The organism is Winogradskyella wichelsiae (assembly GCF_013403925.1).
Taxonomy (GTDB): Bacteria; Bacteroidota; Bacteroidia; order Flavobacteriales; family Flavobacteriaceae; genus Winogradskyella; species Winogradskyella wichelsiae.
The window spans coordinates 61510-78289 of record NZ_JABFDJ010000005.1 but is presented as its reverse complement, the minus strand read 5'-3'; the positions used below and the strand labels follow the sequence as shown (position 1 = coordinate 78289).

The window sequence follows — 16780 nt, the reverse complement described above, 5'->3', positions numbered from 1 at the left end:
TAATCTCTTTAATATATTTTGAGAGAGTATGGCATCTAGGCCTATGCCAGGTCGTAATTTTTAAATTCAATATAAATTTTAAACTAATTACAATGAAAAAAATCATTTTATCAATTTTTGCAATGTCGTTATTAATCGTTTCATGTTCGGAAGACAACGATGATAATATATCAACGGAACCTTTAGGAGCTTATGAAGATGGAATAATAGTTAGTGGAGAAGGAGATCCATCTTCAATTTCTTTTATTTCTGAAGATTTAATGACTTCAGAAAATCAAATTTATTTTAATGTTAATAATGAAGCTACAGGTGTGTATTTACAATCGTTAGGTTTTAATGATGATGATGCATATATTGTTGCAGATGCAGGAACAATTACAGCCGTTAACCGTTACACATTTGAAAAATCAGCAACGATCTCTACAGGGTTAACAACACCAAGATATATTGCTTTTGAAGATAATACAGCGTATGTGTCTGATTGGGGAGATCCTAATGACGCAACGGATGATTATATAGCAGTAATTGATTTAACTTCTAATACTGTAATTTCTACAATTCCTGTTTCTGAAGGTCCTGAACAAATTTTAGAAGAATCTGATAAACTTTACGTGTCTCATAAAGGTGGTTATGGTATTAATAACTTGATTTCTGTAATTAATATAGCAGATAATACAGTTGAAACTATAGCCGTAAATTATGTGCCAGATGAAATGGCAATTAATGATGAAGGTGACTTAGTCGTATTATGTGAAGGTGGTGCAAGTTGGAGTGTGGTTGGAGAAACTTCTGCAGCTCTAGTTAAGATTGACTTATCTGATAATTCTATAATTTCTAACTTAGAATTTTCTGCAGGAGAGCACCCAAGTTTAATGGCTTATGAAGATGGTACAACTTATTATATTTTAAATAACGAAGTATTTAGTTTAACCGATAATGCTACAAGTTTACCAACATCTTCTTTATTTAGTATTACTGCAGCTTATGCTTATGGTTTATCTGTTAATGATAATCAATTATTTGTTACTGATGCTAGCTTTACAGAAAACAGTACTTTATTAGTTTATGATTTGGTATCAGGAGCAGAAACAAATACGTTTAGTGTTGGAGTAGCAGCTTCAAAAATTTATTTTAATTAAATTGATAATACCTCAAAAGGGGATCTCTAATAGTATTGGTTCAGTTTGAATCTTTATAACATAAAAGCCGCTTCTACAATTTGTAGAAGCGGCTTTTAATTTTTATTAATTTAAAATTAATCAATTTGCATATCTTGTTGTAAAGCTGAAATTGGAAGACTTAATTGTTTAATAACCTTAGAGGCTTCTGTAGTTAAGTTTGAAGATCTGCTCGAACCTGATAAATGAGATATAGCTGCTGCTAAAAGCGGCTCATTAATATCCCCAAGAATTCCTAGATTGTTTACTGATTCCGAAAGCACAATATCCGGAACCAAACCTGTAGAAGGCACTAATTCTTCATTTACATTAGTAGATTTGGCAATTAAAGGTTGTAAAGCATAAGTATGGCTTGGGTTTGCTTCAGTATCAGAAAATAGGGTAGGCGAATCGTAGACCGTTCTAGAGGCTTGTGTTTTTCCAACAGTATTTTCACCAATCACTACAACTTCGATATAAGGTTTTAAACTATTAATTACTAATTCACTAGCAGAAGCTGTTCTATTGCTGGTTGTTAGTACGTATACTTTAGAAAGGTTAAGGCTATTTATAGAACCACCACCATCTATTGAGTTTGTAAATAAATAGTCTGTGTCGTTACTCGCTAAGTTTTCATTATAAAATAATTTAGAGTAGATTTCACCTGTAAATTGACCTGTAACCATACTACCCAAATATGCCGCTGTCTGTACCGATCCACCACCATTGTATCTTAAATCTATAACTAATTCACTCACACCAGCAGCCCTAAACTCACCAAAAGCGTCATTAAGATTATCATCAAATTCAATGGTAAAACCATTATACATTAGATAACCAATGTTTATACCATCTACATTTAAAACTTCGGTTTTATGAACAGGGTTTTCGCTATAAGAAACCTTAGTTAAGCTGGCATTAATGCCAGAAAGCTCAACGGTATCGTCATCAGAAGTGTCAGGAGTACCGTTATCGTTATAATCAGCAAAATTTATGGTGTAAGATGTGCTACTTAATAAATCGACATAATTATTTAGAGTTAAATTATTGTCATTAATAGCTCTAAAGATTTGACCACGTTCTAAACCCAAGTTTTCTGCAGGACTATTTGCTAATACTAAAGTTATAGCGCCAAAAACTTCAGTCTCACTTCCCGGTACATAATACAAGTTGTATTCTATTCCGTTACTAAGTGAGATGCCAGATAATGCATTTTGAAGATCAAAATAATTACTGTAAATACCACTAAACCTATCAATTTCGTTTGGTAAGTATAATAAGGATTCAAATAATGCTTCTGGCGAAGCGTAACTATTTAAATAGTCAGTGTATTCATCTGTAGTCGTAAATCTGCTATTAGATAAGTCAGGAATCTCTGATTTATATAAATAGACAAAATTCATTGCTTTCCATACAAAATCATTAATGTCTTCGCCTGCAATAATATTGTCGTCCATGTCATCAAAACAACTTGTTGCACTAAAGGCAACAAGGCAAACCAATAATAAAATCTTTACCTTTTTCATATGTATTACATTTTCTTTTAATAGCAATCTATTACTATAGTCAGTAAAACTCTAAATTTACTTACATTATTATAAATAAAAAAAACTTTGTAACAAAAACTAAAGTGTATCGTCGTAATAATAGAAGGCAATAATATTGACTTCATATCACATAAAAATGATATAACCAACCAATCAAACCAATAATGAAGCAAGCAGATTTTGTAAGCTTAGTAATGCCTTTTAAAGATAAAGTATTTCGTTTAGCCAAACGATTACTTGTTTCTCGTGAAGAAGCAGAAGACGCTACACAAGAAATACTTTTGAAATTATGGAAAAACAGTAAAAAGATCGGTGATTACAAAAATGTTGAAGCTTTTAGTATGACAATGACTAAGAATTTTTGTTTGGATCGTTTAAAATCGAAACAAGCACAAAATTTAAAAATCGTTCATAGTAATTACACGGATAGTAATTCGTCTTTACAAAAACAAGTAGAAGCAAAAGATAGTATAGGCTGGGTTTCTAAAATAATGGAAGACCTACCAGAACAGCAAAAGATAATTGTGCAATTAAGAGATATTGAAGAATACGATTATGCTGAAATTGCTAAAATGCTAGATATGAATGAAACGGCCATACGTGTCAATCTATCGCGAGCAAGAAAAACAATAAGAGAAAAATTAACTAATACACATCAATATGGTATTAAATAATATAGAAAAGTTAATAGAAAAATACAATAGTGCAGAAACCACATTGCAAGAAGAAGCAGAGCTAAAAGCCTATTTTAAAAGCAATAATGTAGCGCCACATTTAGAGCATTACAAGTCGATGTTTCTATTTTTTTCTGAATCTAAAAAAGAACAGTATACCAAAGACGTTCCATTAAACACTAAGAAAACAAAATTGTATCAATGGATTTCTGTCGCAGCAGTAGCTGTTTTAATGCTTGGTTTTTTTATTCCTAATTGGAACAATGAACCCAAAACTCTAGCGGATTATACGCCAGAAGAACAGGAATTATATTTAGAGACCAAGCAAACGCTCTCCTTAATTTCTAAAAATTTAAATAAAGGTTTGTTAGGGATGAATGCATTAGATATGACAGGTGAAAATCTTAGTATGGGATTAGAAAAAGCAAGTTATATAACTGTATTTGGAGATACAACAAATAAATTATTAAAGAATTAAAAACAAAAACATTAAAAAACAAGATCTTATGAAAAATTATAAATCGTACTTAAAAATGGGAAAAAAGACCGTGATAATAGCCGTATTGATGCTAACAACATTAACCTCTTTTGGTCAATCTGCAATAGACAAACTAGAAGATGATGAAAATGTAATGGCGTTGGTTCTAAATCAAAAAATGTTCAGAATGTTGGCAACTATGGGGATGAATGTAGAGGATTCTGAAGATCAAGAATATGTAAAGATGGTTAATAATATTACCAGTCTTAAAGTTTTTACATCTAGTGATGCAACCACATCAAACAATATGACAACTACTGTAAAGAGTTATTTAACCTCTGCAAAATTAGAGGAGTTAATGCGCTTTAAAGAAGGAGATAAAACAGTGAAATTCTATGTAAAAGAAGGGAAAGATGAAAACCATGTAAAAGAACTCGTTATGTTTATGACCGGTTTAGGTGAGCTAACTGAAGGTGAAAATATAAAAGTGAATGGTAAGGATCTTAATTTTGAAACTGTTGTAATCTCTTTAACCGGAGATATTGATTTAAGGCAAATATCTAAAATGACGAGCCAAATGGATATTCCTGGTGGAGATCAGTTAAAGAAAGCAGGAAATAAAAAATAAATAAAAACTTATGATACAATCAATCAAAAAATCAATGGTAATGTTGTTTTTAGTTGCAGCTTTTACAAGCTGTAACCAAGAGCCTACATTACAAACCTATTATGTAGATAACGAATTAAAACCTGGTTTTGCTTCGTTTGATTTGCCCACAAATTTTGTCGATGTAGAAAATGTTGATATGACTAAAGAACAAAAAGAAGCTTATAATTCTGTAGATAAGTTGAATGTATTGACTTATATGAAAGATGACACTGATACAGAAGTATATAAATCAGAATTAGCAAAGGTTAATAGCATTCTTAAAGATCCTAAATATGAAGAATTAATACGTGGTGGGAGTGTTAAAGAGGGAAAATTTGTAGTCAAATTTCTGGGTGATGTAGATCGTATTGATGAACTTATCATTTTTGGAAATGCTACAAATAAAGGTTTTGTAATTGCAAGAGTTTTAGGTGATGATATGAATGCAGGTCAATTAATGTCTTTAGGTTCTATATTAAAAAATGCAGATTTTGATGAAGATCAACTTAAAGGTTTAAAAGAATTTTTCAAATAATCTGACGTTCTGGTGAATTTTAAAGTTTATCAGAAATTTATTTAAATATTAAAGAGAATCGTCTTGAGAAATATCTTCGAGACGATTCTTTTTTATATTATTTTTTACAGCATAAACTATGGCTATTATAAGTAGAGATCCAAAACCAACAAACAAAAGAATTTTTACAATAATATAATCAAGTATATTACATAAACCTGATATAAACATGCCCAGTGCTATGATAGTCACTAGGACTAATGCAATACTATCTTTTGATTTTGGAATAAGTTTCACAAATAGTTAAAAATTAGATCCCAGTATAATTACTAGGAGTAATCGCTTTTAATTCTGATTTAATAGCATCAGAAACCTCTAAGGTATCAATAAAATTTGAAATAGAAATTTGCGTAATCGCTTCGTTAGTTCTTGTTAATCCTTTTAAGGCTTCATAAGGATTAGGATAGCTTTCTCGTCTTAATATCGTTTGAATAGCTTCTGCTACTACAGCCCAGTTATTTTCAAGATCTTGAGCAAATTTAGGTTCATTCAATAATAATTTACCTAAACCTTTTACTGTAGATTTAAAACCAATAATTGTATGTCCAAAAGGTACACCAACATTTCTTAAAACCGTACTATCTGTTAAATCACGTTGCAATCTAGAAAGCGGTAATTTTGCAGAAAGGTGTTCAAAAATAGCATTTGCCATTCCTAAATTCCCTTCACTATTTTCAAAATCAATAGGATTTACTTTATGTGGCATTGCAGAACTTCCTACCTCACCAGCTTTAATTTTTTGTTTAAAATAATCCATTGATACATACGTCCAGATATCTCTATCTAAATCAATGATTATTGTATTTATACGTTTAAGACCATCAAACAAAGCTGCTGCATGATCGTAATGTTCTATCTGAGTTGTTGGAAAAGAATGTTGTAATCCTAATTTTCCTTGAACAAATTCTGTTCCAAAAGCTTTCCAATCAATGTTTGGATAAGCAACTTTATGAGCGTTGTAATTTCCTGTTGCACCACCAAATTTAGCTGCACTTGGTACATTGTTTAATAAATTAAACTGCTCTTTTAATCGCGCGGCAAAAACGCTAATCTCTTTTCCTAAACGTGTAGGAGAAGCTGGTTGACCATGCGTTCTAGCTAACATTGGGATATGTGCCCAATCTGTAGCTAAGCCTTCAATTTTCTCTAATAATTCTGAATATTCAGGAACATAAACATCATTCATCGCATCCTTAATACTTAAAGGAATTGCAGTGTTGTTAATGTCTTGAGACGTTAATCCGAAGTGAATAAATTCTTTGTATGCAGAAAGCTCTAAAGCATCAAATTTATCTTTAATAAAGTACTCAACCGCTTTTACATCGTGATTGGTAACTTTTTCGATATCTTTAATAGCTTGTGCATCAATTGCAGTAAAGTTTTTATAAATCGCTCTTAAATCTTCAAAAACAGAAGAAGATACAGATTCTAATTGTGGTAATGGTAATTCACAAAGTGCGATAAAATATTCAATTTCTACTAAAACACGGTATTTAATCAGTGCTTCTTCTGAGAAATAATCTTTTAATTTTTCGACTTTAGATCGGTAACGACCATCTATTGGTGAGATTGCATTTAGTGCTGAAAGTGCCATTTATATTGATTTTTTAGAAGCGTCAAATATAAGAAACTAAGTTGAAAAATGAGGTATACTATCATGGTAATAACTTGTCTTTTTTATGATAGAATATTGTGGTTTTGTAGGTCTTTTAAAATTTTTCACATTTCACATTTCACATTTCACATTTCACACTTCACACTTCCTTTTTTTATCTTTTTCAATATCTGTCGTGCTCTAGCTTTAAAAGCTGCACTTTGTGTTTTAAAATCGCGTTCTAAAATAATTACTAATTCTGGGTGAATCCAATCATATTCATTTCCTAGCAAATATAAACTTGTCATAGCGTAGGCTTTTGGTGCTACTTTTTCATCATTTATCATCCAATCAAAACAAGCCGCTGTAATTTTTTCTTTATGTTGTTCAGATATATGAGATGCCATTATATTATCTGTTTTTGTGTAATTAGCAGTTACTAAAAGTTCACAGATTTTAGCAACAGGTCTTACCGCAGGATCTAAATGTACCTTATGCATATTTTGTGTAAATACGTTTAAATGCGGAATTATTTCTATAATGCTTTCGCTGCACATAAACTCAAAAACCCAAGCAGCTCTGCACGAAATTTTATCATCAACATCAAAAAGAATTTCTAATAAGGGTTTTACCAATTCAGGGTTAGAGATCACTAAATTAGCATAGTAAAGACGCTTTTCTCGAGAGTGATTAACGTGCTTTAATTCTTTATAGAGTTTAGCTTTGGTCAAAATAAAAATGTTAATTTAGGACTTTAAAATTAATGAAAAATGAAGATTATAAAAAGGATAGGGCTAATACTTTTAGTTGTATTAATTATTGCACAATTTTTTGGACCTCAAAAAAATGTAGGAGATACAAGTTCTTTAGAACTTTTCTATGCGGATACCCATCCCTCTGAAAATGTAGAATTAATTTTAAAAAATGCCTGTTTAGATTGTCATAGCGACAATACGCGTTACCCTTGGTATAATAATATTACACCCGTTAATTATTGGTTAGATGAACACGTTAAAGATGGTGTAAAGCATTTAAATTTATCGAAGTGGGATGATTATTCGGATAAGAAAAAAGACCATAAATTAGATGAATTAATTGAAATGGTCGAAGAAAAAGAAATGCCCTTAGATAGTTATACTTGGATACATGACGAGGCAAAATTAACGGAAGCGCAAATAGAAGACGTTACAGCTTGGGCAAAAACCGTACGATTAAAATATATTTTTTTGAAAGACGCTGAGTAACTCTAAGAATTTCAAAATTAGTACTATTGCATTTTAGTACTCTAATTGAATTTTAGAATCTTTTTATGAATAAAAAATTACTCGTTATTGGTTTTGTTTGGCCTGAACCTAAAAGTTCAGCAGCTGGTAGTCGCATACTTCAGTTGATTACACAATTTCAAAAACAAGGTTATATTGTTACGTTTTCTTCAGCAGCTAAAACTTCTGATAATACATTTGATTTAAGTACTATAAATGTTGAAACGAAGCCCATTCATTTAAATGATTCTTCTTTTGATGAATTTGTTAAAGCATTAAGCCCAAATGTGGTATTGTTTGATCGTTTTATGTCCGAAGAACAATATGGCTGGCGTGTGGCAGAACAATGTCCGGATGCTATTAGAGTTTTAGATACAGAAGATTTTCATGGTTTGCGAAAGGCTAGGGAAGTGGCTTTAAAAAAGAATGAAATCGTTTCTTTATCTTATTTGCAAAACGAAACAACTAAACGCGAAATAGCAAGTATTTACCGTTGCGATTTAAGCATTATGATTTCTGAAGTTGAAATAGAAATTTTAACTAAGCAATTTAAAATTGATAAAAGCTTACTCTATTATTTACCTTTTTTATTAGACCCTATTTTGGAAGTGGATATAAAACAATTGCCAACTTTTGAAGAAAGGAAACATTTTATTACCATTGGTAATTTTCTACATGCACCAAATTATGATGCCGTTTTACATTTAAAGCGGAGTATTTGGCCATTAATAAGGCGACAATTACCTAAAGCAGAGTTGCATATTTATGGCGCTTATGAATCTCAAAAAGTAACACAATTACATAAACCTAAAGAAGGCTTTTTTATTAAAGGATTTGCTGAAGATGTAAATGAGGTTATGAAAAATGCTAAAGTATGTTTTGCATCCTTACGCTTTGGCGCAGGTCTAAAAGGGAAACTTGTAGATGCTATGCAAAACGGAACGCCCTGTGTTATGACAAGTATTGCTGCTGAAGCAATGTTTGCCGATTTTGAAATTAATGGATTTATTGAAGATAATCCTGAAGATTTTGCAGAAAAAGCAGTTGAGATTTACAATAATGTAGAACTTTGGAAAGAAAACCAAAAAAATGGATTTCAGGTTTTAAATCAACGTTTTAATAAAGCTAATTTTGAAGAAGGATTCACATTTAAAATTGAAGAACTTTCTAGTGATCTGAATTCTCACCGTGAAAACAATTTTATAGGACAATTATTTATGCATCAATCTATGCAGAGTAGTAAGTACATGAGTAAGTGGATTGAAGCGAAGAATAAGTGATGTTTAATTTGTTTTAAAGTGAAAAAGATTAGTTTATTTCTCCTACTTCCAAAGTATTAAATATCTTTTTAAAATTCAGCGGGAAATCATCTTTTAAATACATTTTTTCTTTTGTAAATGGATGTACAAATTTTAAAGAATAAGCATGTAAATACAATCCTTTACCATTTAAAATAAGCGATTCAATTCCGTAATCTTTATCACCTAAAATAGGGTTTCCTAGATCAGAAAGATGTTTGCGTAATTGATGTCTTCGTCCTGTAAAAGGTTCTAATTCCACTAAATTAAGGTAACCAAACCTTTCAGAAGGAACCGTTTGGTGGACTTTGTAATTAGATTTACACGGTTTGTCATCTACTTCCGTAGTGATAGTTCCTTCAGGTTTCATGTTACCAATAGCAACTGCATAGTAAGTTTTCTTAATAGCTCTGTCTTCAAATAATTTATTTAAAGCACGGATGCTACTACTGGTTTTTCCAACTAATAAAATACCTGTCGTAGGGAAATCTAAGCGATGCACCGGTTGTGGTTGTGTTGCATCTTCTAATGTACTTTTTTTTAGATTCTGAATAAGTGCATTGGCAATGGTTTTAAAATGATTACCACTTACTAAAATTCCACCAGGTTTATGAATTATGGCCAAATAATCATCCTCAAATAACACCTTAAGTTTAAAGGTGAGCCGTTTTTTGGGACTCACATTTTCAGGAACCGATAGAGTTATGGTTTCACCACCATTTATAAATGTTGCAGAAGTTGCAATATTATCATTTACGGAAATATAATCTTTCTTTAATACTTTTTTTAAAGCCGATTTTGTGGGGAATGCATCAAAAATTCCGACGCCATAATCTTGAAGCCGAATTGGCGCAGAACGCTTAGGTACAATATGAGTTTCTGTTAATTTGATGATTTTATATTTGCTTTAGAAGTACTAAAAATTAAAGCCGTTAGTAATAACCCTATTCCGATACCTGTTGCAGAACCTTTAATAAAATCCGTTAATTGTACATATTGTGAAAGGATCTGTGAAGCTGCAATTGCAAATAATCCAACACATAGAAGTAATAGTGTTTTTCGTTGTTTTCTTGTTTTCATCTTGTTCTGTCTATTAATATTAGTAATTCAAATTTAAAATTTGTTACATCTTTTGTGATAACAATAGAATTAATTTTCTAACAGAAAGAGCTTAAGTGTTTTCTAAAAATTAGATTAACAAGGTATAACAAAGTTAATGGAAAATTATATTTTTTTTAATCACAATTCATTTTTTGTAACCGTAACAGATTAAAAATAGCTAATAGCCATATTAAAGTCAGTAAAAACGGCTTTCCATATGATTGCTGAACCTCTAGTCCCTAAAATTAACACAATCAACTTAACCCCAAATACTCATGCTGTATTTTACCAACTAATTTTCGGAGTTAAGCAACTGATTTTAGTAGCTCTTACAACCTTTTTTAACAACGGAATGTTCAATAGGTAAATGAGTAATCGTATTGCTGTAAAAGGTATATGATTTGTCTCTAATAATTATTTTCTGTTTTAGATCATTTAATGTGAGTGTTCTGCATCACCTTTTTTCATTTCGGCAATAAGGTAATACGCATTATTATAAGCAAATTGTGTGTTTGGTGCTATTTCTTCGGGAAACTGTACAGCTATCCAATCACCATCTTTTTGACCAAGAATTACTTCTAGAGGTTTAAAACTCCAATCTTCATTTTCCTTCTCTACTGTAAATACATAAAAGCGATTTCCATCCTTAGTAATCGCACTTTCTGGTAATGCTTTGGTTTCTAATTTTTCAACTTGAATACGTCCTGTTATATACATGCCAGGAATTAAATTACCAGTTTTATTTTCAATTTCAGCATGAACATGAACCGCTTTTGGGTTCTCTTCGAATGTTTTACTTACCGAATAAATTTCTGCAGTTAATTCTTGGTCAGGCATCGATTGTACATTAAAAGTGATTTTCTGCCCTTTAGAAACTTTGTGAACATCTTTTTCAAAAACCATTAGATCCGCATGAACATGATGAGTATCTACAATTTCAAATAGTTCAGTTTGTGGATTTACATATTGCCCTGTTTTTATCGCTATTAATTGCACAAAACCTTCAATCGGGCTTTTTAAACCTATACGCTGAGAAATGTTACCATTACGAACCGATGTAGCATTAATATTCAATAACCTTAATTGTGCTGCCATACCATTTACCATCGCTTTTGATGCTTGATACTCTGCTTCAGCTTTTTGAAAATTTGCACCAGAGCCAACGCCTGCATCGTATAATTTTTGTTGACGTTCGTATCCTTTCTTTAAAAAGTTGCTATTACTATAGGCATTTAAATAATCGGTTTGCATTTTAATAATATTGGGATGCGATAGATACGCAACTATTTGCCCTTTATTAACTTTATCGCCTTCAATTACTTCAATAGCAACGACGTTTGCACCAATAACAGCGGTAATTGCAGCTTCATTTTGTGGTGGTACTTCTAAGGTTCCATTAGCCTCAACATAACCACTCACTTGTCTATAAGTAATGGTATCAACTTTCATTTGTAAAGCTTCAAATTGTTTTGCAGAAAGCATAGCTTCTTCTTGGTGTTCTTCTTTTCTTGTTCCAGTTTTAACTTCAGCATTATGAGAATCTGTATCTGCTTTCTTATCACCACACGAGGTTAGTGAAAATGAAAGAATGACTGCAATTAACATGCTATATATTGTTTTATTCATAATCTTAATTTTTAAAATATTGTAATTCAAAAGTGCTGTTTAAATAATTTATTAAGGCGTCTTGTGCTTCTAATTCAGATTGAATAGCTTCTTTTATAAGCTGTGTGAATGTCGCATAATCAATTTCACCTTCTTTGTAAGCGAATAAAGCGCCTGTTTTTTGATCTTTAGTTAATGGCAAAACTTCATCTTTATAAAATAACCAAGATGCCTTCCATTTTGTATAATTCTCCTTGGCTTCAAATAATTTAAACTGTACCTCTTTTTGTTTAAACTGAACATTAGCCTCGGCAATCTGTTTATCTATTCTTGCTGTTTTAATCTGAGTTTTTGTTGTGCCTGATAAAAAGGGAATTGAAATTCCGGCCTGATAGGTGTAAAACCCTGAGTTTCCTCCAACGTTTTGCAATCCGCCTTGAAGATTAAATTTCGGTAAGTTCGCTGCTTTTGCTACTTTGTAATTAGCTTCTGCTTCGGTAACTTGCAATTGAGAAAGGTTGTACAAAGGATGTGTTTCTATAATGAAGGTTTCCATTTCTATAGCATCTACAGTTTGAAGTTCTTCTGGAACGGTATATAAAGTGTCAGAAACTAACCATAAATTTAGCTGCTGCAATGCAATAACATAGTCGCGTTGTGCTTGCATTAATTTATTCTGAATTTGTAACGCTTGATTTTTAGCTGCTGAATATTCTAATTTAGAAATTGCTTCTACCTCATAATTCAATTCTACCGCCATTTTAAAATTGGTGTAAATTGAATCTAATTCTTTATATAAATGATAAACCTGTTTAGTTTGAAAAGCCTTAGACCAAGCCTTTTTTACTTCTAATTCCAAATCCATTTCAGAAAGCTGAAAGATATTTTCGGCAAGTTGAATGCGTTGGTCTTGCAATTTTCGTTTTGGTGAAATTCCAAACACATCTATATTCGATTGCCCTAAACCAATAGTGGTATAGACACCTGAACCGTTACTTAACTCTTCGCCTCCTGTGTAAATATTGGTTTTTCCTAAGTCGAAAGCGGTACTTTTTAAAGCTTCTTGTTTCGTGATTTCTAATTGCTTTTGTTTTAAAAGTGGATAGTTTTTTTTAGATAATTCTACAGCCTCTTGCATAGAAATAATTTGTAATACTTCCTTAGGCTCTTGTGCGTAACTTGCTGTTGGTGTAAGAAATACAAAAGCTAAAATGGCAGTTGCGGTAATTACGTTTTTATTCATTTTAATATGGAATGATTTGTTTTCTACCCAATGATATAAAATTGGTAAAACAAATAGTGTAAGTAGGGTAGAAGTGAGTAATCCGCCAATAACCACGGTTGCTAATGGTCGTTGTACTTCTGCACCTGCGGTGGCTGAAATAGCCATAGGTAAAAAACCTAAAACATCTGTAAAAGCAGTTAGCATAATTGGTCGAATACGTCGTTTTGTGCCCTCAACAATTCGATCTTTTAAATAGGTAACTCCTTCTTCTTTTAGTTCATTTAAACCACTAATCATCACCAATCCATTTAAAACAGCAACTCCAAAGAGTACAATAAAACCAACACCTGCCGAAATACTAAACGGCATATCTCGTAACCATAATGCAACAACACCTCCAATGGTTGCCATAGGAATAGCGATGTAAATCATTAGGGTTTGTGGTAACGACTTTAGTGCAAAATAAATTAATATAAAAATAAGGAACAGCGCAATAGGTACAACGGTTTGTAAACGATTACTAGCGCGTTCTAAATTCTCGAAAGCACCTCCATATCTAATAAAATAACCAGCTGGTAAATCTAGATTTGCATCTAATTTTACTTTAATTTCTTCTACTAAAGATTTTACATCGCGCCCTCTTACATTAATACCAACATAAGTTCTTCTATTAGTGTTGTCCCTACTTATTTGCATCGGCCCAGCTTTATAGCTTACGTCTGCAACTTCACGAAGCGGAATTTGTTCTCCAGAGGGTAAATTGACAAATAGGTTTTCAATGTCTGAAATATCTTTACGGTTTTTAGTATTTAACCGTACTACTAAATCGAATCGTTTTTCGCCTTCAAAAATTATTCCTGCAGTACCACCTGCAAAACTTGATTGCACAACCTGATTCAATGTATTTATTTGTAAGCCATATTGTGCTAGCTTATTTCTATTATAAGTAATAGTCATTTGTGGCAAGCCTGTTGTTGCCTCGGCTTTCATATCGCCAATACCCTCGGTTCCCGCTATAATTGTGGTGATTTCTTCTGCTTTTTGTGATAGTATGTCGATATCTTCACCATAAATTTTTATCGCAATGTCTTCACGGACACCTTCTAGAAGTTCATTAAAACGCATTTCCATAGGTTGTGTAAATTCGTAATTTACGCCAGGAATAATTTCTACAGCTTCCTTCATTTTTTTAATAAGTTCATCTTTAGAACTCACAGAAACCCATTCACTCTTAGGTTTTAAAATGACAATGACATCGGCTAAATCCATTGGCATAGGGTCTGTTGGGATTTCTGCAACACCAATACGACTCACCACTTTTTCAACTTCAGGAAACTTAGCTTTTACAATTTGCTCAATTTTAGTTGTTGTTTCAATGGTTTCTGTAAGTGAACTTCCTGGTTTTAAAATGGCATGAAAGGCAATATCACCTTCATCGAGTTGTGGTATAAATTCACCTCCCATTTTGGTAAACATAAAGGCAGTAATTCCGAATAAAACAACAGCAATACCTACAATAAGTTTTCCTCGTTTTAAAGATTTCTCTAATAAAGGTTGGTATTTACGCTCTGCCCAATGTACAAATCGATCTCCGTACGATAATTTATCTGTGGTTGGTGCTCTTAGAATTAGAGCAGACAGCATTGGCACATAAGTTAAACACAATACCATAGCACCAATCATTGCGAAAATAAAAGTTAACGCCATTGGTTTAAACATTTTTCCTTCAATACCTTCTAAAGCTAAAATTGGTAAAAACACAATTAAGATGATTAGTTGACCAAAAAAAGCTGCATTCATCATCTTTTTTGAAGATTTAGAGGCAATACCATTCCGTTCTTTTTGTGATAACTTTTTCTTCTTTATGACTTGAGTTGTAATCAAGAAAACGGTGCTTTCTACAATAATTACGGCACCATCTACAATAATTCCGAAATCTATAGCTCCTAAACTCATTAGATTAGCCCAAACACCAAAAACGTTCATTAAAATAAATGCGAACAATAATGACAGTGGAATTGTAGAAGCTACAATTAAACCACCTCGCCAGTTTCCTAATAAAAAAATAAGTACAAAAATGACAATTAAAGCCCCTTCTATGAGGTTTCCAGAAACGGTAGAAATGGTTTCTTTTATCAACTTACTTCGATCTAATAAAGGTTCAATAAGAACTCCTTCTGGTAAAGATTTTTCAATTTGAGCCATTCTTACCTTCACGTTTTCTATAACGTCGTTAGAGTTTGCACCTTTAAGCATCATCACTAAGCCACCAACAACTTCACCTTCGCCATCTTGTGTTAAGGCTCCGTAGCGGATGGCAGAACCAAATTGAACAGCAGCAATATCTCCTATAGTAACCGGGATATTATTGGTATTCTTAACCGTGATTTTTCGGATATCGTCTAAGCTTCGTGCTAAGCCCTCGCCGCGAATAAAGTTGGCTTGATGATTTTTTTCGATGTACGCACCTCCTGTATTTTGATTGTTAGCTTCTAATGCTTCAAAAATATCGGTAATGGTTAAGCCAATCGAATTTAGTTCATTGGGATCTACAGCAACTTCGTATTGCTTAATTTTTCCACCAATGGCATTCACCTCTACAACTCCAGGTACCATTGCCATTTGGCGTTGCACAATCCAATCTTGGATAGTTCGCAAATCGGTAATAGAATATTTATCTTTAAATTTGGGTTGTACTTTAAGTGTATATTGGTAGATTTCTCCTAAGCCAGAAGAAATTGGTCCCATAGAAGGTTCGCCGAATCCTTCGGGAATTTGAGCTTTAATATCGTCTAGTTTTTCGGCTACTAATTGACGCGGTAAATAGGTTCCCATATCGTCGTTAAAGACAACGGTAACAACAGATAACCCAAAGCGCGAAACAGAACGAATTTCTTGAACATTGGGTAAGTTACTCATGGCAACTTCTATAGGATAAGTAATAATTTGTTCAATATCTTCCGTGCCTAAATTTGGTGCCTGTGTAATAACTTGAACTTGATTATTGGTAATATCGGGAACAGCATCTATGGGCACTTTTGTTATGCTCCAAATTCCAGCTCCAATTATGGCAAGCGTTAGCAAACCAATAATCAATTTATTATGGATTGAAAAATCAATGATTTTATTAATCATAGAAAAAAGATTTAATTCAGTTAAAATTTTCGATATAATGCCTATTAAAAAATAGAATTATTCGAAATGAAAAGAACCTACAATGGTTCTTGTTTGGATACAGTTATCCTCAAAAAAAACTGAATTATGCCCTTGGAGGTTGTAAAATTGAAGTTGTAAAATCTTTTTCAGTGCCATTTAAGTAGAAAAAGTCTTGAGTAGAAATATAGGATATGTTAAGCTCTACATTAACAAATTTTAAATTTGTAGCATTAACATGGCAACATTGACAAATACAAAAAGGAGAACAGGAATCGGATTCTTGATGTTGATGGTTGCCACCTGTAACTTGTGAAATTTCAGTTGTAGCATCAGTATTACCAGTCGTAATGTAATCTGAACAAGGTGTTAGATTAAGTGCGAAAATATAAATTGATAATAGTAATGCTAAATGTTTCATTGATAGCAAAGATATAAATTTCTTGAAGCAATGATTGTGCAA

The 16780-nt window shown here is 32.2% G+C and carries 15 protein-coding genes; 7 read left to right on the top strand and 8 right to left on the bottom strand.

The features are described from left to right. Positions 1 to 92 precede the first annotated feature (92 nt). Entirely contained in the window at positions 93 to 1139 is a 1047-nt protein-coding gene (locus tag HM985_RS11365; protein WP_179376373.1) for a YncE family protein, read from the top strand. A 116-nt stretch (positions 1140 to 1255) separates the two neighbouring features. Here the strand turns inward: HM985_RS11365 and HM985_RS11360 are convergent, their stop codons facing one another. After that, entirely contained in the window at positions 1256 to 2683 is a 1428-nt protein-coding gene (locus tag HM985_RS11360) for a S41 family peptidase (RefSeq protein WP_246285002.1), read from the bottom strand. Between the two features lie 185 nt (positions 2684 to 2868). Here HM985_RS11360 and HM985_RS11355 point away from each other — a divergent pair, with 185 nt between their 5' ends. Genes HM985_RS11355 through HM985_RS11340 form a run of 4 tightly spaced genes read left to right on the top strand, consistent with a single transcriptional unit; the run spans position 2869 to position 5040 of the window. After that, positions 2869 to 3378, top strand: coding sequence for an RNA polymerase sigma factor (locus HM985_RS11355; protein ID WP_179376372.1), 510 nt, complete (start codon positions 2869 to 2871; stop codon positions 3376 to 3378). Then, positions 3365 to 3856 carry a hypothetical protein gene (locus HM985_RS11350; protein WP_179376371.1) on the top strand — a complete coding sequence of 164 codons (492 nt, stop codon included), beginning with the start codon at positions 3365 to 3367 and terminating at the stop codon, positions 3854 to 3856. Before HM985_RS11355 ends, HM985_RS11350 begins: the two co-directional genes overlap by 14 nt. Positions 3857 to 3884: 28 nt before the next feature. Then, entirely contained in the window at positions 3885 to 4484 is a 600-nt protein-coding gene (locus HM985_RS11345) for a DUF4252 domain-containing protein (protein ID WP_246285001.1), read from the top strand. A 10-nt stretch (positions 4485 to 4494) separates the two neighbouring features. Next, positions 4495 to 5040: a DUF4252 domain-containing protein gene (locus HM985_RS11340; protein WP_179376370.1), complete on the top strand. Its 546-nt coding sequence runs from the start codon at positions 4495 to 4497 to the stop codon at positions 5038 to 5040. Positions 5041 to 5329: 289 nt separating this feature from the next. Here the strand turns inward: HM985_RS11340 and purB are convergent, their stop codons facing one another. Then, a complete protein-coding gene (purB, locus tag HM985_RS11335; protein WP_179376369.1) occupies positions 5330 to 6673 on the bottom strand; it encodes an adenylosuccinate lyase in 1344 nt (447 codons plus the stop codon). Between the two features lie 146 nt (positions 6674 to 6819). Then, positions 6820 to 7404, bottom strand: a complete 585-nt coding sequence (locus HM985_RS11330; protein ID WP_179376368.1) for an adenylosuccinate lyase — start codon at positions 7402 to 7404, stop codon at positions 6820 to 6822. Between the two features lie 39 nt (positions 7405 to 7443). On the opposite strand from HM985_RS11330, the gene HM985_RS11325 reads away from it, so the two are divergent. Next, a complete protein-coding gene (locus HM985_RS11325; RefSeq protein ID WP_179376367.1) occupies positions 7444 to 7917 on the top strand; it encodes a heme-binding domain-containing protein in 474 nt (157 codons plus the stop codon). A gap of 65 nt (positions 7918 to 7982) precedes the next feature. Beyond that, on the top strand, positions 7983 to 9215 hold the full coding sequence (locus HM985_RS11320) for a glycosyltransferase (RefSeq protein ID WP_179376366.1): 1233 nt from the start codon (positions 7983 to 7985) through the stop codon (positions 9213 to 9215). Between the two features lie 28 nt (positions 9216 to 9243). Here HM985_RS11320 and HM985_RS11315 read toward each other — a convergent pair whose 3' ends face one another. The 5 genes from HM985_RS11315 to HM985_RS11295 form a co-directional block, all read right to left on the bottom strand. Beyond that, the gene (locus tag HM985_RS11315; RefSeq protein WP_317167135.1) at positions 9244 to 9915 is read right to left on the bottom strand and encodes an RluA family pseudouridine synthase; all 672 of its coding nucleotides are present in this window, start codon (positions 9913 to 9915) and stop codon (positions 9244 to 9246) included. 200 nt (positions 9916 to 10115) lie between these two features. Further along, a complete protein-coding gene (locus HM985_RS11310) occupies positions 10116 to 10313 on the bottom strand; it encodes a hypothetical protein (RefSeq protein ID WP_179376365.1) in 198 nt (65 codons plus the stop codon). Between the two features lie 456 nt (positions 10314 to 10769). Beyond that, complete coding sequence (locus tag HM985_RS11305) at positions 10770 to 11960, bottom strand: efflux RND transporter periplasmic adaptor subunit (RefSeq protein ID WP_179376364.1); 1191 nt, start codon at positions 11958 to 11960, stop codon at positions 10770 to 10772. Between the two features lie 4 nt (positions 11961 to 11964). Beyond that, positions 11965 to 16299, bottom strand: coding sequence for a CusA/CzcA family heavy metal efflux RND transporter (locus HM985_RS11300; RefSeq protein WP_179376363.1), 4335 nt, complete (start codon positions 16297 to 16299; stop codon positions 11965 to 11967). 124 nt (positions 16300 to 16423) lie between these two features. Beyond that, the gene (locus tag HM985_RS11295; RefSeq protein WP_179376362.1) at positions 16424 to 16738 is read right to left on the bottom strand and encodes a DUF6660 family protein; all 315 of its coding nucleotides are present in this window, start codon (positions 16736 to 16738) and stop codon (positions 16424 to 16426) included. Positions 16739 to 16780 lie beyond the last annotated feature (42 nt).